Origin of the sequence: Lutibacter sp. (assembly GCF_013139515.1) — a bacterium.
In the GTDB taxonomy this organism is placed as follows: Bacteria; Bacteroidota; Bacteroidia; order Flavobacteriales; family Flavobacteriaceae; genus Lutibacter.
On sequence record NZ_WTAR01000128.1, the window covers coordinates 13987 to 33893 of the forward strand.

Consider the following 19907-nt stretch of genomic DNA (forward strand, 5'->3'; position numbering starts at 1 on the left):
TTATGGTTTCATTCATTAAAAACACGTTAAAAATTACTTTTATAGTACTAATTACATCAGCCTGCAACAATGGTCCAAAGATAATAGAAGCTACAACAAGCACTTCAAATTCTGAAAATAGTAGTGGTATTTTTTCAGAAGAAAACTCGAATCAACCAATTACTAATTCTTCTTTTTCTGATAAATTTCATACAGTAAAAATAAATGAGATTCTTCAAGCATCAAAATATGTATATTTAAATGTTACTGAAAATAATGAACAATTTTGGATAGCAACAAGAACTATGGATGTTACTATTGATGAAACTTATTATTTTAAAGGTGGTTTACTTAAAACTAATTATGAAAATAAAGAGCTTAACCAAGTTTTTAAAAAAATATATTTAATATCGGGTAGTTTAGTTACTGCTAATCATTCAACAAGTTCAAATATCAACAAGAGTGTTACGTCAAAAAAGAAAACTGTAAAGCCAACATCGGTTCCAATTAAAACTATTTCTGAAAAAATTGAAGTTAAAGGCTCCATGAAAATTTCTGAATTAGTTGCAAATCCAACTAAATATGAGGGAAAAACTATTCAAATAAGTGGTGTTTGTGTAAAATCTAATCCAAATATTATGAATAAAAACTGGATGCATTTAAAAGATGGTAGTAAAGATGACTTTGATTTGGTAATAACATCAGACACTTTTGTTCCTGAAGGAAAAATAGTTACTATAAAAGCAACGGTTACTTTAAACAAAGATTTTGGTGCTGGCTACAAATATGATTTAATTTTAGAAAATGGAATTATTCTTCCACAGTAAAATTTAAACTAAAAAACGAAGACTAACTTACCAAATAACAATAATTTTATGAAGAAATTTTTAGCAATAATCACAAAATTCTCAGCTGCACTTTTTAATACAAGAGCTGCAGGTATGTATATATTAATTTTCGCGGCAGCAATAGGTATTGCTACATTTGTTGAAAATGATTTTGGAACAAGTTCAGCCCAAAAAGTAATTTTTAAAGCTTGGTGGTTTGAACTTTTGCTGTTGTTATTTAGCATTTCTATTGTAGTAAATATCATTAAATTTAAAATGGTAAAGCAAAAAAAATGGCCTTTAATTCTATTTCATGGAGCTATTATTTTAATCTTTCTTGGAGCAGGTATCACTCGTTATCTTGGTTTTGAAGGGATGATGCATATTAGAGAAAATGATACTTCAAACAGTTTTTTATCTTCTACCACTTTTCTAAAATTTAAAGTTATTAAAGGTGATAAAACGTTCAATTTTAATGAAGAAGTTCTTTTTGCAACATTAGGAAATAACAATTGGCACGAATCTTATTTAATTGATAATGATTTAATTGACGTTACCGTAAAAAAATTCATTCCAAACCCAAAGCAAAGTTTTACTAAAGGTTTAGATGGTAAACCAACTTTAAAAATTGTGGTTGCCGGAATGAATGGTAGAGAAGAATATTTTTTAAGCAAAGGAGACAGAAAAAGGTTTGGAAATTTATTGTATAATTTTACTGAAGCCGAAGTACCAGAAGCTATTAATATTCTTTATAAAAATGATTCTTTATTTTTTAAAACAAATAAAGCGTTCACTCAAATGGTAATGGGTACTCAAAAAAAAGACACCATATACCCTTCTAATAATTACAAACCGTTAATGTTACGCTCTTTATATTCTGATGGATCAAATAATTTTGTACTGCCCGAATTTAATAAAAACAGTGAAATTACTATTAATTCTGAAAATCCTAAAGTAAAAAGTGAAAGTGTAACTGCACTTCTTGTAGATATTTCTGTAAATGGAAAATCACAAGAAACTTATTTATACGGTCAAAAAGGTTCTCCTGGTAGAGCTCAAGTTCTTAATTTTGATAATTTGAGTTTATCCGCAACTTATGGAACAAAAAAAATGGTTTTACCATTCTATATAAAATTAAACAAATTTATTTTAGATAAATATCCTGGTACAAATAGTGCTTCATCTTACGCCAGCGAAGTTCAATTGATTGACTCTAAAAACGATGTTAAAAAAGATTTCAGAATATTTATGAATAACATTTTAGATTATAACGGCTATCGGTTTTTTCAGTCATCTTTTGATAAAGATGAAAAAGGAACTTATTTAAGTGTTAATAACGATTATTGGGGAACTTTAATTACATATGCAGGCTATATTTTACTCACAATAGGAATGCTTCTTACATTTTTCAGTAAAAAAACAAGGTTTTATCAAGTTATTCAAAAACTTAAAAAAATGAGAGCTAATAATACCACTCTTATTTTAGTAATAGGGCTACTATTTTCTTCAACAATTTCATTTGCTCAATTGCAAAAAGAAGATTTAAATGTAACCCATATTATTGATATAAATCACGCAAACAAATTTAGTAAACTTGTTGTTCAAGATTTTAGAGGAAGAATGAAACCTGTTCACACGTTAACTAGTGAAATATTAAGGAAATTAGCTAGAAAAGAAAGTTTGTATGGATTAAGCTCAGACCAAATTGTACTAAGTATGTTTATGAATAGTAACGAATGGTATGATGTTAATATTATAAAACTAGGCAAACATGAAAACATACAAAAAAAATTGGGGGTTACAGGTTTATATGTTTCTTATAAAGATTTTTTTGCTAAAAACGGGGAGTATAAACTAAAAGATGAAGTACGAAATGTTTATAACCTAAAACCTGTTGACAGAGGTGTTTTTGAAAAAGAACTCTTAAAAATTGATGAAAAAGTTAATATTTTAAGTATGTTGTTTTCCGGAAGTTTATTAAAAATTATTCCTGATACTAATGATGTAAATAATACGTGGTTATCAAATCACAGCGCAGGTAATAACCATAACCATGCAAATGGGCAAAGCAAGGTAGCTGATAAATTTTTTAGTTCATACGCAACTATTATTGAAGAGGCAATGCACAGCAATAATTACAGTGCTGCTAACAATCTTATTGATGAACTTAAAGAATATCAAATTAATAAAGGAGGAGCTATTATGCCTTCAGCATCAAAAATAAATGCTGAAATTTTATTAAATAATTCCAATGTTTTCAACCGTTTAGCATTATTGTACATTTTGCTTGGAATGGCTTTCTTATTCTTTTTATTTTTATCGGTTTTCAAACCAAATTTAAATCTAAAATTAGCTTATAAAATTTTATTTTCTTTAGTTGTAATTGGTTTTGTATTTCATACAATTGGATTAGGTTTAAGATGGTATGTTTCTGGAAGAGCACCTTGGAGTAATGGATATGAATCTATGATTTATATTGCTTGGACTTCTACCCTCGCAGGAATTTTATTTACTAGAAAATCGTTTGGTGGTTTAACCGCAACTATGGTTTTAGCTTCAGTAATATTATTAGTTTCCATGTTAAGTTTTTTAGATCCAGAAATCACACCATTGGTACCTGTACTAAAATCTTATTGGTTAACCATTCATGTTTCTTTGGAAGCTGGTAGTTATGGATTTTTAATGTTAGGTGCTATTATTGGATTAATTAACCTAATACTTATGTTATTTTTAACTACATCTAATAAAGATAGAATTACACGAATTATTAAAGAAATGTCTTATATAAGTGAGCTAACTTTAATTGGAGGTTTATTTATGGTAAGTATTGGTACTTATCTAGGCGGTGTTTGGGCAAATGAATCTTGGGGAAGATATTGGGGTTGGGATGCTAAAGAAACTTGGGCACTAGTAACAATACTTGTGTACGCTTTTATTTTACACATGAGAATTATTCCAAAATTATTTGGCTTATTTTCATATAATGTTGCCACCATATTTGGTTTAGCTTCAGTTATTATGACCTATTATGGTGTAAATTACTATTTATCAGGTTTGCATTCTTATGCTAGTGGTGATCCAATAGCAATTCCTAGCTGGGTTTATATTTTTGTTGCTGTAATCGCAATTTTAAGTGTTGTGGCTTATTTTAGAAAGAAAAAATTTAACCTTAATTAGGTTTAAATTTATATTAAAAAGACTCTCAAATACTAAATAAGTTTTGAGAGTCTTTTTATTTTGAAGAATTCAATACAATTATATTATTATTTTTTAGAAAATAAAAGTTGGTACACTATTAAAAATGTAGCTAATACGAAGGTAAATGTCATTAAAATTCCTGAAAATATAATAATATATTTAAACCATAACACACCGCTCCATAGTAAGTAAATACCGCCAAAAGTTAATAATACTGATAGAAAAGGTTCAACCATTAAAAAATATTTTAACTTTTTATTAATTGAAGTGGTTGATAAGATTAGAGAAAGTAAAAAGAAGATTACAGATAATGAAAGTATGTGATTGTGAACAATGGTTAAAATTTCTCGTTTACTTTTTTTGAATTTCATTACGTCGGCATCTTCATCATTTTCATTTCCTAAATAATTAGATTCAACACCCGAAGGTTGCATAGAAGTTGTGTTATTCACAAAACTTAAACCACCATAAAACCCTACACTAAGTGTAATCATAAAAATAAAAATTACTAATTTTATTTCTTTAGGAAATTGATGTATCAATCCGTGTATTTGCATTATAATTGTTGTTTGTTATTCAAAATACCAATAGTCTTTAATAATTTATTCACCTCATTTGTCATTGACTTGGCTGATATTGTTGCACCAGAAATAGCGGCTATATCTTTTTGATATTTAAGTTGCTGTTCTTTAGTTGTTCCAATAAATTGCTTCAACCAACGCTTACTGCCTACTTCTCCTCCGTGATCTTCTCTATAAACCAATATTTTAACCTTTGAAACTATTAAGTCTTTATCAAAAATAACAATAAAGTCGAAATAATCAGCTTTACCATACGCTTTGCCTAAATAATAATAGCCTAAAAAGTTATCATCACTCTTAATTTTAAAGAAATTAGTTTCTGTAATTTTAAGAGGTATTAATTCTTGCACCTCTTTTGAAATAGCAATTGGATGTGTCGTGTAATTTTCTATGTTAAAAACAGTTTTAATTTCTTTTTGAATAAGTACATCAACTCTTTTTGAAGTAGTAGTAAAACTTGTTACTATTAAAAATAAAGTGCTTATAAATACTATTTTTCTCATACTTCAACCATATTATTTTTTACTGATATTGAGTTTGTTGATTTTTTGCAAACCAACAAACTCAATATATTTAATAATTATTTTAATTAAATAACTTAGAACCAAATTGCAACACCTGCATTAAATTGCTTTGTTGTATCGCTTCCTGAAATTGCATTATTCATTAATTGATAATCCATTTTAAAAGCGGCACCTTCAGCCACTTTATAATTCAATCCAAAAATTAATTCATTTCTGTCGTACGCTTCATTTGCAATCAAACTACCTTCAGTTTCTGCATGTGTATTGTGCTTTTCATAACGTAAAAAAGGTGTTAATTTTTCTTCCCCTTTTAAATCAAATCCATAAGCAATTTCAGCATACAAACCGTTCATTTTAGAACCTAAATCTTTCCCAGTTAATGTATTGTAATCTTCTGTATCAGAAAGACTTGTATTTATATACTGCCCTCTTAATTCTAAATTATTGTATTTATACCTAGCATCTATTCCAATCATTGAAACACCAACTGTAGATGCTTCAATTGATGTATCATCAGTTTGTGTTTTACCAAAATAACCCGACAAACCTAATCGAAGTCCCGAAATTCCATAATAATCTAACTTCGCTGAGAAATTTGGAGAACTTACTACAGACTCTGTTCCTTTTTGACGTCCTTTTCTTAAACCATCACTTCCTCTTAATACTCCTGCGCCATCAATATAAGATTTAAAACCATTAAATACATACGCCTGATATTTTAAAGAGACATTGTCAAATTTCCCTGAAATACCAACACCCAACTCTCTCCAAGTTGTTGGCACTATATAATTATCAACGTTTGGACGTTCTACACCGTAAAAAGTTGGTGGTTCATGAAATTCATTAATAATACCCATTGGCACTAACATTAAACCTGCTAAGACGTTCATATTTTCTGAAGCTTTGTATTTTAAATAAGCTTGTTCTACAAAAACTTCTTGTACATGCTCATATTCTATTTCACTTACAAAACTTACTTTTTCATTGAATTTATATCCAAAAAGAAATACCATTCTATGAACATCTAGTTTTCCAACTTTAGAACCATCTGGCTCGTTATAATCTATTTGTGCATAACCGCCAATAGTAACTTTATTACTCAATATTCCTTGGTCTTCTTGTTTGGTTTCATTTGTTAAATTTTCTTGGGAATACCCAATAAAACTTACCAATACTGCTGCTAAAATTAATCTTATATTTTTCATTTTTAATTGCTTATTTTTATTTAGACTTATTCTTAATAATGCACAAAAGTATATAAGTAACTTTAATTACAAAAGGTTTATTTAGAATAATTATAAATAGTATGACTTATATCATCTTTTACAAAAAAGCAGTTTAATTATGTAATTGAAAACGTGAAGTTTAGCTAAATATCTTTAAAGCTTCATTATAGGCACTTTCAAAGCTCATAGCTTGAATATTGGTTGAAACTTTTTGTTGAGTGAAGTAAGAAATCAATTTTTCGGTTGGCATATTACCTGTTAAATCATCTTTTGCCATTGGGCAACCACCATACCCTTTTATTGCACCATCAAACCTATTACAACCAGCTTTATATGCAGCGTCAACCTTTTCAAACCAAGTTGTGGGTGTAGTATGTAAATGTGCACCAAACTCGATATGAGAATATGCAGGTATTAAATTCGAGAAAAGTTGTGTAATAATTTCTGGTGTTGAACTTCCAACAGTATCAGATAATGATAGGATTTTAACTCCCATTTTTGAAAGTTTCTCAGTCCATTTTGATACAATTTCAACATTCCAAGGATCTCCATACGGATTTCCAAAACCCATTGATAAATACGCAACAACTTCTTTATTTTTTTTTACAGAAATGTTTAACAATTCATCTAAAATTAAAATAGATTCTGCAATAGTTTTTCCTGTATTTCGCATTTGAAAATTCTCAGAAATTGAAAAAGGATAGCCTAAATAATCAATTTCTTCAAACTTTGAAGCATCTTCAGCACCTCTAATATTTGCAACAATGGCTAATAATTTACTTTCAGTTTTACTTAAATCTAATTTAGAAAGTACTTCAGCAGTATCACGCATTTGCGGAATTGCTTTTGGCGAAACAAAACTTCCAAAATCTATCGTATCAAAACCTACTCTTAATAAAGCATTAATATATTGGGCTTTGGCTTCTGTAGGTATAAAATGTGATTTAATGCCTTGCATAGCATCTCTTGGGCATTCTATAATTTTTACGTGTTGCATCTTAGCTCAAATATACAATATCCTACTAAAAAAAGAGTATGAAAACTGCCATAGCAATAAAAACAAAAATTTTCACCCATTTTAATCTTTTATTAAATGTTGGATGTTGTTTCAAATAGTTTGAAAATTTACCCGAAAGTGTTGAAACTATGGTGAAAATTATTAGTGACTGAAGTATAAAAATAAATCCTAACACATAAAACTGAACAATAGTATTTTGAGTAGTACTATATAAAAAACCCGGGAAAAAGGCTAAAAAGAAAATAGAAACTTTAGGGTTTAAAACATTCATAATAAAGCCTTGCTTGTACAATTTTAGCAATCCTTTTTTTTCTGCCTTAGCATTTAACAAGATTTTCTCATTAGAAATAAATGTTTGATACGCTAAATACACTAAATAAAGTGCACCAAATAATTTAATAATAAAAAATAAATTTTCAGAGGTTTTTAAAATCGCAGAAACTCCAAAAGCCACTAAAGTAGTATGAATTAAAATACCAGTAACCAACCCAAAACCAGTAACAATTCCATACTTTTTACCGTTAGTAATACTTTGTACCAACACATAAATAAGATCAGGCCCTGGCATTATTGTTAAGAGCAGCGAAGCACCTAGAAATGATATAAGGGTTTCGTAATTCATTTATTTTTTTGATAAAATTGCTTTATTAATTTTTTTAATTAATGAAGGTCCTTCATAAATAAAACCTGTATAAATTTGAACTAAATCTGCTCCTGCTTCTATTTTTTCTAATGCATCTCCAGCAGAATGAATACCTCCCACTCCAATTATTGGAAATGCTTTATTAGAAGTGTCTGCTAAATATTTTATGACTTGTGTGCTTCTATCTTTAATTGGTCTACCACTTAAACCTCCATTACCAATTTTAGTCAATTTTTCTTCGGAAGCAATTAAATTGGCTCTATTTATAGAAGTATTTGAAGCTATAACACCTTCAATATTGGTTTCAGCAACTAAATCTATAATTTCATCTAATTGAGCTGTATTTAAATCTGGTGCAATTTTTAACAATATTGGTTTTTGTTTACTAAAAATTTTATTCACTTTTTGAACTTCAGAAATTAATTCTAATAAATACTCTTTATCGTTCAATTTAGCATGACTGCTCACATTTGGACAACTTACATTTAGCACAAAATAATCTACATACGGGTGTAATTCTGTGAAACAATAAATATAATCTTCTGTATAATTATCCGGCATTGTAGCCGTGTTTTTCCCAATATTACCTCCTATAAGTACTTTTCCCTTATTTTCTTTTAATTTTTCAATAGCTGATTCTAAACCATTATTATTAAAGCCCATTCTATTAATTAAACCATTATCAGTTTTTAATCTAAAGATTCTTTTCTTAGGATTTCCTTCTTGTGCTTTTGGAGTAACTGTCCCAATTTCAATAAAACCGAAACCAAAATTTGCTAATTCATTATACAACACAGCATTTTTATCGAATCCTGCAGCCAAACCAACTGGGTTCTTAAAATTAAGCCCAAATAAATTACGCTCTAATTTTTTATCATTAATCTGATATAAACTTCTAAAAATAAATGGAACACCAGGCATTTTAGATACAATTTTCAGGAATGAAAAAGTAAAATGATGAATTTTCTCAGGATCGAAAAGAAAAAATAGTGGACGAATACAGCTTTTATACATTGAAATAGGTTTGTGCAAAATTAAAAAAAAAGCCTTTAGAAAAAATTTCTAAAGGCTTTAAATTAATCATACGTTTTTATCGCAAGGTTGCACCTACATTTTTTTCAAATGTTTGCTGCAGTTTTTGCATTATTTTATCTATTTGCTTATCGTTTAATGTTTTATTTTCATCTTGAATTAAAAAACTAACTGCATACGATTTTTTCCCTTCTTCTAATTTATCACCTTCATAAACATCAAATAAATCTACACCTTTTAAGAAGTTTTTTTCTGCTTGAAAAGCTAAATTATAGATTTCACTAAAAGTAACTTCGTTATCTAACAACAACGCAAAATCTCTTTTTACAGCTTGAAATTTAGATAATTCACTAACTTTAACTTTAGATTTTCCACCTACTTTTAATACGTTTTCCCAATTAAAATCTGCAAATAAAACTTCTTGTTTAATTCCAAATTCTTTCAAAATTGGACGTTTTACAATGCCTAAATCTACCAACTTAATTTTCCCTAAGCTTAACGTAATACCTTCTGAAAAAACATCGTTTTTAGTTGGTGTAGTTTTCAAATTACTAATTCCTAAGCGTTGTAACAATGTTAGTACAATTCCTTTCAAATAAAAGAAATCTGAAACTTGTTGCGTTAATTTCCAACTCTCTTTAGCTCTATTTCCTGAAACAAATAATGTTAAATGTTTTTGTTCACTATAACCACTTTCAAACTTATGGTACGTTTTACCAAATTCAAAGAATTTTAAAGAACTGTTTTTTCTGTTAACATTATAAATAACAGATTCTAAACCGCTGAATAACAATGATTGACGCATTACACCCAAATCACTACTTAAAGGGTTTAACATGGTTACATTGTGCTCTGAATTTAACATTTCTGTTAAAGAAACATAATCGGCTTTTGTTAAAGAATTAGCCATTGTTTCATTAAAACCTTGAGATATTAACTGATTAGCAGCAACGTTTTCAATTTTTATGGCATCAAATTCAGAAAATGAAATTGAGGTATTTAACTTATGAGAAAACTCAACATTGTTATAACCATACACACGTAAAATCTCTTCAATAACATCAGCTTCTCTTGTAACATCAACTCTATACGATGGAATTGTTAAACCAATTCCACCATCAGTAACACTATTAAATTTAATATCTAATGATGCTAATATATTTTTAACTGTTTCTCTTGGAATTTCAGTACCAATTAAACGATCCATTTTTTCATACGATAAAAACACTTGAAAATCTTCAATTTTTGTAGGGTACATATCTACAATTTCAGAAGAAATTTTACCTCCAGCAACTTCTAAAATTAAATTAGCTGCTCTTTTTAAGGCATATTTAGTAATATTTGGGTCAATTCCTCTTTCAAACCTAAAAGAAGCATCGGTATTTAGCGCGTGTCTTTTAGCTGTTTTTCGAATTGCTACCGGATTAAAATAAGCACTTTCTAAAAATATTGAACTTGTGTTTTCTGTAACACCTGAATTTAAACCTCCAAATACACCTGCAATACACATTGGGTCTTCATTGCCATTACAAATCATTAAATCTTCTTCGTGCAATTCACGTTCAATACCATCTAATGTTGTAAATTTTGTTCCTTTGGCTAATGTTTTAACTAGTACTTTACCTCCTTTTACTTTAGCAGCATCAAATGCGTGCAATGGTTGCCCTAAACTGTGTAGAACGTAATTGGTAACATCTACAATATTATTTATTGGTGTTAAACCAATAGCTTTTAATTTGTTTTGAATCCATTCTGGAGAATCTTTTACGGTAATTCCTGAAATTGTAACTCCGGCATATCTAGGTGCTTTTTCAATATCTTCAACTTCAACATCAATTTTTAAAGTTCTATCATCAACATGAAATTCACTCACTGTTGGAGAAATTAACTCTACTGAAACACCTTGTTGTAATAAACCTGCACGTAAATCACGGGCAGTGCCTAAATGGCTCATTGCATCAGCTCTATTTGGTGTTAATCCAATTTCAAAAACTTGGTCTTTCTCAATATTAAATACTTCTGAAGCTAGAGTCCCAGCAACTAGCGCATCATCTAAAACTAAAATTCCATCGTGGCTTTTACCTAATCCTAACTCATCTTCGGCACAAATCATTCCATGACTTTCTTCGCCTCTAATTTTTCCTTTTTTAATTTTAAAACCTTCTCCTTTATCATCATATAAAGTGGCACCAATTGTTACTACGGGTACTGTTTGCCCAACTGCTACATTTGGAGCTCCACAAACAATTTGAACTGGTGTTCCATTTCCTAAATCTACAGTGGTAACTTTTAACCTATCAGCATTAGGGTGTTGAACACAAGTAAGTACTTTTCCAACAATTACACCTTCTAAACTTCCTTTTATAGATTCAACAGTTTCAATACCTTCAACTTCAAGACCTAAATCAGTTAACAATTCTCCTGTTTTATCAGCTTCCCAATCAACTTTTAAAAATTGTTTTAACCAATTGTATGATATTTTCATTCTTCTTTTTTTAAAACGAACTGCAAAGATAAAAAATCCAAGTTAGTTGTTTTGATTACCAACAGTTTTTTTGCTTAAAATCTTAAAGATTTCACAATTATATTTTTTTTAACAAATCTGCAACACACATAATTGTAGTATTGAACTCGTAATAATCTAACTCTTTAAACTATTTAACATGAAGAACATTAAATTTACTTTAGGTATTGCTGTATTTACTACTTTATTTATGGTAAGTACAAGCTCTTACGCTCAATTAACTTTACCTAGAGGAAGCCAAAAAGCAACTGTATCACAAACTGTAGGTATTAGTGATATTTCAATTACCTATTCAAGACCAAGTGTAAAAGGAAGAGAAATTTGGGGAAAATTAGTTCCTTACGGAATGAATAACTTAGGATTTGGGACCGCTAAAGAATCTCCTTGGCGTGCTGGAGCTAATGAAAATACCGTTATTAAATTTTCTAATGATGTGAGCATTGAAGGAAAATCACTAAAAGCTGGAACCTATGGTTTACATTTGGTTCCTTTTGAAAATGGTGATGTAACAGTAATTTTCTCAAGCAATTCAACCGCTTGGGGTAGTTTTTTCTATAAACCTGAAGAAGACGTTTTAAAAGTTACAGTAAAATCTAATGAAATTAGCAATGCTGAATTACTTACATTCGATTTTATTGATGTGACTGCAAACTCAACAACTGCTGCTTTAAAATGGAGCACCAAAGAAATTCCTTTTAAAATTGAAGTTGCCGTAAATGAGTTAGTTCTAGAAAACATAAAAAATGAATTACAAAACTCACCAGGTTTTTCAAATCAAAGTTGGAGACAAGCAGCAAATTACACACTTAACAATGGGGGTGACTTAGACGAAGCTCTAAATTGGATAAACAAATCTATTAGCGGGCAATTTTACAGTCAGAGAAACTATAATAATCTCCTAACTAAATCTCGTATTTTAGCTAAAATGAATAAGCAAAAGGAATCTTTAGAACTTTTAGATAAAGCTTCTTCATTAGCGAATAAGAGACAATTGAACGCTATGGGATATCAGATGTTAACTCAAAAACAATATGATTTAGCTTTAAAATTCTTCAAAATGAATATTAAAAACGATCCAACAGATCCAAATAGTTTTGATAGTTTAGGAGAGGCTTACAAAACTATGGGAGATAAAAAGAATGCAATTAAAAATTTAAAAAAGGCATTATCATTAAAGCCATCAGCAGCTGTAAAAGCAAATTCAGAAAAGTTATTACAGGAGTTGGGTGTTAAAATTTAGTTCTCAAAATAATAAGATCAACTCATATAACTTAAATTTAAAGGTAGTAACAATAATTAGTGATTGTTACTACCTTTATTTATTTTTAAATTTTATTAATTTGCAGTGTCTAAGCCTTTAATTTAAATGTTAAATTTAACATGAACTCTAAAATAACAATACAATTTGCAACTTTAAAAGATTTACCAAGTATTGTAACTATTTATAACCAAGCCATAAAATCTAATTGTGCCACTGGTGATACTGAGGAGTTTTGCTTAAACGATAGAATTGAATGGTTTAATAAATTTGACAACAACAATTACCCTCTTTACGTTGCTAAAATGAACAAAAAAGTTGTAGGATTTTGTTCTATATCGCCCTACCGACCTGGCAGAAAAGCAATGTCTAAAGTAGCAGAAATAAGCTATTATGTAAACTATTCTTTTCATAAAAAAGGAATAGGAACAGCTTTGTTAAATTATGTTATTACAGACTGTGAAAGAATTGGTAAAAAAAATTTATTAGCTTTTCTTTTAGACATTAACACTTCTACAATTGGACTTTTAACAAAATTCAATTTTAAACAATTGGGACATTTACCGAACGTAATAGAGCTAAAAACTCATATTTGCGGACATTATATTTATGGTTTGAAAATTAAAAACGTATAATCTACTCATTTACAACAAGATACATTCTAAAAATATTTAAATATAATTTATTAAAAATTATGAATATTTAATAATAAATCGTAAATTTGCAACTAATATAATTTTAATACTAATATAATGAGTAAAGGAACAGTAAAATTCTTCAACGAAACTAAAGGATTTGGATTTATCAGCGAAGAAGGTTCAAACAAAGAACATTTTGTACACATTTCTGGTTTAATCGATGAAATAAGAGAAGGTGATGAAGTTGAATTCGAATTAACAGAAGGTAAAAAAGGCTTAAACGCAGTAAATGTAAAAGTAATTTAATATATACTAATTACCTTTTTTCAAAACAGAAGCCTATCAATTATTTGATAGGCTTTTTTTGTATTAATAATTGTACCTTTTAAGAAACTATTCTTATATATTTATAAAATGAATTTAAGCAAAAAATCCTGTATTACATTTCTATGCTTTTTTAGCATTTCATTAATTTCAATAGCACAATCAACCAAAATAATTTCTTACAATATTAGGTACGATAATAATTGGGATACAATTAATAACTGGCAAGATAGAAAGGATAAAATTGCAGTACTTTTAAATAAATACAACGCTCCAATAATTGGAATTCAAGAAGGGTTATTTAATCAAGTTGAGTATTTGAACACTTCATTAAAAAACCACAATTATTTTGGTATTGGAAGAGATGGTGAACAAAAAGGAGAATATTCAGCTATTTTTTACGACACTACCATTTTTAAATTACTTCAAAATAATACGTTTTGGTTATCTAAAACACCCAATAATAATTCAATTGGTTGGGATGCTGCTTTAAATAGAATTTGCACGTATGGTTTATTAGAAAATTTAAAAACCAAACAAAAAATTTGGGTATTTAATACTCATTTTGATCATATTGGGAAAGTTGCAAGAGAAAACTCTGTAAAATTGATTTTAAGAAAAATTAAACAGCTAAATACCAACAACTACCCTATTATTTTAATGGGCGATTTTAATATGACTCCTAACCAACAACCAATAACTATTTTAAATAATGAATTAGATGATGCTTCAAAAATATCTAAAACTACTTTAATTGGGCCAATTGGAACATTTAACGGCTTTAGCTTAGATGAAGTTACTAGAAAAATTGATTATTTTTTTACTAAAAATTTAACTATTTTATCTTATACTCATGTCAATGATTTATTGGATAATAGTAAGCACATATCTGACCATTTACCCATTATTATAGAGCTTAAAAATTAAATATAGTTTAATGTTAACCCTAAAAAAAAACATATCAAAAGCTTTAAATATAACTAGTATTATTTTGGTTGTTATGTTTTTAAATTCGTGTGGCACTACACATAAAATTAAACGAAACTTTAAGCGAGCAGATAAAGAAAATTCATTTTTTAAAGGGTTTGTATTGTATAATCCTACAACTAAAAAAGAACTAATTAATTACAACGGATTTAAATATTTTACACCAGCTTCAAACACAAAATTATTTACATTTTACACTGCATATAAAACGCTTGAAGATTCAATAATAGGATTAGAGTACTATAAGACTAAAGATTCCATTCTTATTAAAGGTACTGCCGATCCTTCTTTATTGTATGGTTTAGAAACTTCTAAAATAATTGACTTCTTAAAAAAGCAAACAGATAGTATTTATTTAATTGATGATACCATTAATGAAAATTCCTTCGGAAGCGGTTGGGCTTGGGATGATTACCAATATTACTACATGCCTGAAAAAAGTTTATTTCCTATGTATGGAAACTTAGTAAAGCACGCTGTAAATGATAGTTTACAAAAGTCAGTTCCATCTTACTTTAAACAAAATACACTTGTTTTAGATACCGTTTCAACCACAAGAGAATTCACCAAAAACATATTTTACATTCAAAAAAACAGTGAAAAAATAAATACTGTCCCTTTTATAACATCTAATCAATTAGTTGCTAAATTATTAAGTGAAGAAATTCAAAAAAAAATTAAACTAATTTCAACTTCAAAAAAATATAATTTTAAGACGTTAAAAAGTGTAACTTCTGATGAGCTATATAAAAAAATGCTTATTGAAAGTGATAATTTTATTGCAGAACAATTATTACTTCAAGTTGGAAAAAAAGTAAGCGACTCTTATTCAGTTAAATTAGCAATAAACTATGCTTTAACTAATTACCTAGAAGATTTACCTCAAAAACCCCGTTGGGTTGATGGTTCAGGATTGTCTAGATATAATTTATTTTCACCTAATGATTTTGTTTTTTTATTAGAGAAAATGTTTCATGAAATTACTTTACAAAAATTATTAAATTACTTTCCTGTTAGTAATGAAACAAACACTATAAACCTCAAACCTTTTGTGCATGCTAAATCTGGATCATTATCAAATAATTACAATTTAAGCGGTTATTTAATTACAAAAAAAGGGACAGTACTTATTTTTAGCTATATGAACAATCATTATCAAATACCAACTTCAAAAATTAAGAATACTATTCATGAAACTTTAAAACTAATTTATAATAACTACTAAGTAAACTTTTAAATAATGAAAACAATTGGGTTAATTGGAGGTATGAGTTGGGAATCTTCGCTGGTATATTACGAGCTTATAAATAAAAAAGTAAAAGAAGTTTTAGGTGGTTTTCACTCTTGTAAAAGTATTATGATCTCTGTTGATTTTGCTGAAATAGAAAAATTGCAACACGAAAATAATTGGAAAGTATTAGATGAACTAATGAGTACTGCTGCAAAGCAACTTGAATTAGCTGGAGCTGATATTATAATTCTTTGTACTAATACAATGCACTTATGCAGTAATGCTATCCAAAAAAATATTTCAATTCCTTTTTTTCATATTGCCGAAGCTACTGCTCAAGAAATTGCAAAGAATAAACTTACAAAAATTGCTTTGCTGGGCACTAAATTTACAATGGAAAAAGATTTTTATAAACAAATCTTAATTAATGATTTTGGAATAGAAGTTTTAATTCCTACCAGTAATGAAAGACAATTAGTACACAATATTATTTATAATGAATTAGTTCATGGTAAAATAAATAATGATTCAAGAGAGATTTATAAAACCATCATTCAAAATTTAGAAAAAAGAGGAGCACAAGGAATTATATTAGGCTGTACAGAAATTCCATTACTTATTTCAGATAAAGACGTTACTATTCCAATATTTAATACAACTAAAATTCATGCAGAAAAAGCAGTAGAATGGGCTTTAAAAGATTAATATTTTAAACTTCAACCACCAATTCATCATAAGCTAAATACACATTTTTTGGAAGTATTTTTTCAACTTCATCATGAAAACCTAAATATTGACTAATATGTGTTAAATAAGCTTTTTCAGGTTTTAATTCTGCAATTAAAAGTAATGCTTCATCTAAATTTAAATGAGAATGGTGTGCTCTAATTCTTACAGCATTTATAACTAAAACATCTAAATTTTTTAGTTTTAATTTCTCTTCTTCTAAAATTGTTTTAACATCTGTTAAATAAGCAAAATTTTGAAATCTAAATCCAAAAATAGTAAGTTTTCCATGTTCAACTTCAATAGGAATTACTTTCAAATTTCCTAATAAAAAAGGATTGTTATTAATTTCAATTTGCTGAACACTTGGCGCTCCCGGATATTTATTAGTGTCGTTTAAAATATAATCAAATCGTGTAGTTAAATACTTTAAAACTCTTTTATGCGCATAAATTGGAACAGCTCCTAAGCTAAAACTAAACGGGCGCAAATCATCTAAACCGGCAGTGTGATCGGCATGTTCATGTGTAAATAAAACCCCATCAATTTTAGAAACTTTAGCGCGTAGCATTTGATACCTAAAATCCGGACCACAATCTATAACATACGTAAAATCATTCCATTCAACCAAAATTGAAACTCGCAATCTTTTGTCTTTTTTATTAGTAGACAAACAAACCGGATGTGTGCTATTTATAACAGGAACACCTTGCGAAGTACCTGTACCTAAAAATGTAATTTTCATTTATTATATGTGATAAAGTACAAGTATAACTAAAATAAATAGGTTAGGTAGGGTAAAACTAATAACAATTGTTAATTAAATATAGCTGCAAATTAATTTGAATTTAACTTTTAATGAAATAATTGTAATAATTATTACACAAAATATAAGTTCCTAAAAAATGTGACTAATATCAACTTTTAGCCTTTAATAAATACTTATATTTACGCAATTATTTTAAAAAAATGAATAACTATTTATCTTCAATAATAGACTCAAATAACAATATTATATTTTTTATAATTTTGAGCGTTTTGTCTTTTACAAGAATGATATATATGTACCAAACTAGCCTTAAAGCTAGTTTTCTTTTTTTTATAATTCATAGAAATTCTTATCAGAAAAATAATTTATATAATTTTATACATAATAAAACCATTAATATATGAAAATAGGCGTATTAAAAGAGACACCATTAAGTGAGAAGCGTATTGCTATATCACCAAATATTGCCAAACAACTTATTGGAAAAGGGTTTGAAATTTTGGTTGAAGAAGATGCAGGTACTAAATCTTCATTTAAAGATTCTGATTTTACTTCAGTAGGTGTTGTTGTAAAAAAGAGAAATGATATTTTTAAAGAATCAAATGTATTAGTAAAAATTAATCCATTTGATAATGATGATTTAAAATTAGTTAATAAAGACCAAATTTTAATGAGTCAGTTATACTATAAATCACAACCTAAATTAATTGAAGCAATCGCTGCAACTGGTGTAACAGCATTTTCTATGGATGCAATGCCAAGAATTTCTAGAGCACAAGATATGGATGTTTTAAGTTCACAAAGTAACTTGGCTGGTTATAAAGCTGTAATTACTGGAGCTAACGAAATGACCAAAATATTTCCTTTAATGATGACAGCTGCAGGAACCATTATCCCTTCAAGAGTATTAATTTATGGTGTAGGTGTTGCAGGTTTACAAGCAATTGCAACTGCAAAACGTTTAGGTGCAGTTGTTGAAGCTACTGATATTAGAATGGAAACTAAAGAACAAACTGAGTCTTTAGGAGCAAAATTTATTTCTGTAGATAATACAGGTGAAGAATCTGAAGGTGGTTATGCAAAAGAAGCATCAGAAGATTATGTGCGTAGACAAAAAGAAGCCGTAAATAAATCATTATTTCAAGCAGATTTAGTAATTACAACCGCAATGGTACCAGGACGTAAAGCACCTGTATTAATTTCAGCTGAACAAGTTTCTCAAATGAAAAACGGTGCTATTATTATTGATTTAGCAGCTGCACAAGGTGGTAACTGTGAATTAAGTAAAATGAGCGAAACTGTAATAACAAACGGTGTTAAAATTATTGGAACTACAATGGCTCCAGAAAGTGTATCAACTAATGCTAGTGAATTATACGCAAAAAACATGTACAATTTCTTACTGCATTTAACTGAAGAGAATAAGTTTAAGTGGGAGTTAGAAGAAGAAATTACTGACGGAACATTAATTGTTCACGAAGGAAAAATTAGAAAAAACTAAAACTGAATAAATATGAATGAATTATTAGAATTTATAAGCAATAATTTAGAATTAATATATATCCTGATTTTAGCGATATTTATTGGTGTAGAATTAATTAAAAATGTACCGTCTGTACTACACACTCCGTTAATGTCTGGAGCAAACGCATTAAGTGGTGTTGTAATTGTTGGTGCTTTACTAGTAATGCTACAAGCAGACCCAAATGATTACCTTTCATTAGGTTTAGGTTTTGTTGCCGTAGTATTAGGAATTATAAATGTTGTTGGTGGTTTTGCCGTAACCGACCGTATGTTACAAATGTTTAAAAAGAGAAAATAATGAGTATAACATTAAGTATTATCTATTTGATTTCAACCGTAACATTCGTTATAGGTTTAAAAATGCTAGGACACCCAGAAACAGCTAAAAAAGGAAACTTGATTGCCGCTGTAGGTATGGTTGTCGCTATAATTGGTACAATATTAATACCTGAAAAGCGTGTAAATGGTGAAATAGTAACTATTGTAGTTCCATTAACCAATTATATATTAATTGGAGCTGCCCTTTTGGTTGGAACAATAATTGGTTGGTTAATAGCAATGAAAGTTGAAATGACTAAAATGCCTGAATTGGTATCGTTATTCAATGGTTTTGGTGGTGCAAGTGCTATGCTTATTGGTTTAGTTGAGTATGGAAATAATACTGGGGATGCAATGCAAACTTCAACAGTAATTGCAGCTATTATTATTGGAAGCATCACTTTTACAGGAAGTTTAGTTGCCTTTGGCAAATTAAATGGTTCTCTAAATGATATCAGACTTCCTAAATATAACCTAATTAATAATATCTTATTTTTAGGTCTTATTGCTTTTGGAGCTTATATTGTAATGATGGGTGGAAATAGTTCACTTCTTATTTATGGTTTACTAGCTGCTTCAT

At 28.5% G+C, this 19907-nt stretch carries 19 protein-coding genes; 11 read left to right on the plus strand and 8 right to left on the minus strand.

Features of this window, described 5'->3' with window-relative positions:
* Nucleotides 1-2 precede the first annotated feature (2 nt).
* Nucleotides 3-806: a GW dipeptide domain-containing protein gene (locus tag GQ540_RS11205; protein WP_291801055.1), complete on the plus strand. Its 804-nt coding sequence runs from the start codon at nucleotides 3-5 to the stop codon at nucleotides 804-806.
* A gap of 48 nt (nucleotides 807-854) precedes the next feature.
* A complete protein-coding gene (ccsA, locus tag GQ540_RS11210) occupies nucleotides 855-3983 on the plus strand; it encodes a cytochrome c biogenesis protein (protein WP_291801058.1) in 3129 nt (1042 codons plus the stop codon).
* An 86-nt stretch (nucleotides 3984-4069) separates the two neighbouring features.
* Here ccsA and GQ540_RS11215 read toward each other — a convergent pair whose 3' ends face one another.
* The 7 genes from GQ540_RS11215 to pheT form a co-directional block, all read right to left on the minus strand.
* On the minus strand, nucleotides 4070-4561 hold the full coding sequence (locus GQ540_RS11215; RefSeq protein ID WP_291801060.1) for a hypothetical protein: 492 nt from the start codon (nucleotides 4559-4561) through the stop codon (nucleotides 4070-4072).
* Nucleotides 4561-5088, minus strand: a complete 528-nt coding sequence (locus tag GQ540_RS11220; protein WP_291801062.1) for an FMN-binding protein — start codon at nucleotides 5086-5088, stop codon at nucleotides 4561-4563. The genes GQ540_RS11215 and GQ540_RS11220 overlap by 1 nt, the downstream gene beginning before the upstream one ends.
* 95 nt (nucleotides 5089-5183) lie before the next feature.
* The gene (locus tag GQ540_RS11225; RefSeq protein WP_291801064.1) at nucleotides 5184-6314 is read right to left on the minus strand and encodes a hypothetical protein; all 1131 of its coding nucleotides are present in this window, start codon (nucleotides 6312-6314) and stop codon (nucleotides 5184-5186) included.
* A 160-nt stretch (nucleotides 6315-6474) separates the two neighbouring features.
* Nucleotides 6475-7332: a hydroxymethylglutaryl-CoA lyase gene (locus tag GQ540_RS11230; RefSeq protein ID WP_291801066.1), complete on the minus strand. Its 858-nt coding sequence runs from the start codon at nucleotides 7330-7332 to the stop codon at nucleotides 6475-6477.
* Nucleotides 7333-7357: 25 nt separating this feature from the next.
* Nucleotides 7358-7975, minus strand: a complete 618-nt coding sequence (locus tag GQ540_RS11235; protein WP_291801069.1) for a LysE family translocator — start codon at nucleotides 7973-7975, stop codon at nucleotides 7358-7360.
* Nucleotides 7976-9010, minus strand: a complete 1035-nt coding sequence (locus GQ540_RS11240; RefSeq protein WP_291801071.1) for a quinone-dependent dihydroorotate dehydrogenase — start codon at nucleotides 9008-9010, stop codon at nucleotides 7976-7978.
* A gap of 76 nt (nucleotides 9011-9086) precedes the next feature.
* Entirely contained in the window at nucleotides 9087-11513 is a 2427-nt protein-coding gene (pheT, locus tag GQ540_RS11245) for a phenylalanine--tRNA ligase subunit beta (protein WP_291801073.1), read from the minus strand.
* Nucleotides 11514-11691: 178 nt separating this feature from the next.
* On the opposite strand from pheT, the gene GQ540_RS11250 reads away from it, so the two are divergent.
* From GQ540_RS11250 to GQ540_RS11275, 6 genes are all read left to right on the plus strand, one after another.
* Nucleotides 11692-12792, plus strand: coding sequence for a DUF2911 domain-containing protein (locus GQ540_RS11250; RefSeq protein WP_291801076.1), 1101 nt, complete (start codon nucleotides 11692-11694; stop codon nucleotides 12790-12792).
* A gap of 140 nt (nucleotides 12793-12932) precedes the next feature.
* Nucleotides 12933-13445 carry a GNAT family N-acetyltransferase gene (locus GQ540_RS11255; protein ID WP_291801077.1) on the plus strand — a complete coding sequence of 171 codons (513 nt, stop codon included), beginning with the start codon at nucleotides 12933-12935 and terminating at the stop codon, nucleotides 13443-13445.
* 117 nt (nucleotides 13446-13562) lie between these two features.
* Nucleotides 13563-13754: a cold shock domain-containing protein gene (locus tag GQ540_RS11260; protein ID WP_291801079.1), complete on the plus strand. Its 192-nt coding sequence runs from the start codon at nucleotides 13563-13565 to the stop codon at nucleotides 13752-13754.
* A 108-nt stretch (nucleotides 13755-13862) separates the two neighbouring features.
* Entirely contained in the window at nucleotides 13863-14699 is an 837-nt protein-coding gene (locus GQ540_RS11265) for an endonuclease/exonuclease/phosphatase family protein (protein WP_291801081.1), read from the plus strand.
* Between the two features lie 10 nt (nucleotides 14700-14709).
* Nucleotides 14710-15984 carry a D-alanyl-D-alanine carboxypeptidase gene (locus GQ540_RS11270; RefSeq protein ID WP_291801083.1) on the plus strand — a complete coding sequence of 425 codons (1275 nt, stop codon included), beginning with the start codon at nucleotides 14710-14712 and terminating at the stop codon, nucleotides 15982-15984.
* 15 nt (nucleotides 15985-15999) lie between these two features.
* Nucleotides 16000-16695 (plus strand): aspartate/glutamate racemase family protein, encoded by a 696-nt coding sequence (locus tag GQ540_RS11275; RefSeq protein WP_291801085.1) that lies wholly within the window; start codon nucleotides 16000-16002, stop codon nucleotides 16693-16695.
* Between the two features lie 4 nt (nucleotides 16696-16699).
* Here GQ540_RS11275 and GQ540_RS11280 read toward each other — a convergent pair whose 3' ends face one another.
* Nucleotides 16700-17461 (minus strand): MBL fold metallo-hydrolase, encoded by a 762-nt coding sequence (locus tag GQ540_RS11280; protein ID WP_291801088.1) that lies wholly within the window; start codon nucleotides 17459-17461, stop codon nucleotides 16700-16702.
* A gap of 424 nt (nucleotides 17462-17885) precedes the next feature.
* Between GQ540_RS11280 and GQ540_RS11285 the strand changes: the two genes are divergently transcribed.
* The 3 genes from GQ540_RS11285 to GQ540_RS11295 form a co-directional block, all read left to right on the plus strand.
* Nucleotides 17886-18986, plus strand: a complete 1101-nt coding sequence (locus GQ540_RS11285) for a Re/Si-specific NAD(P)(+) transhydrogenase subunit alpha (RefSeq protein WP_291801090.1) — start codon at nucleotides 17886-17888, stop codon at nucleotides 18984-18986.
* A gap of 12 nt (nucleotides 18987-18998) precedes the next feature.
* Entirely contained in the window at nucleotides 18999-19307 is a 309-nt protein-coding gene (locus GQ540_RS11290) for an NAD(P) transhydrogenase subunit alpha (RefSeq protein WP_291801092.1), read from the plus strand.
* The coding region (locus GQ540_RS11295; RefSeq protein ID WP_291801094.1) for an NAD(P)(+) transhydrogenase (Re/Si-specific) subunit beta at nucleotides 19307-19907 on the plus strand (601 nt) is incomplete at its 3' end. The genes GQ540_RS11290 and GQ540_RS11295, both read left to right, overlap by 1 nt.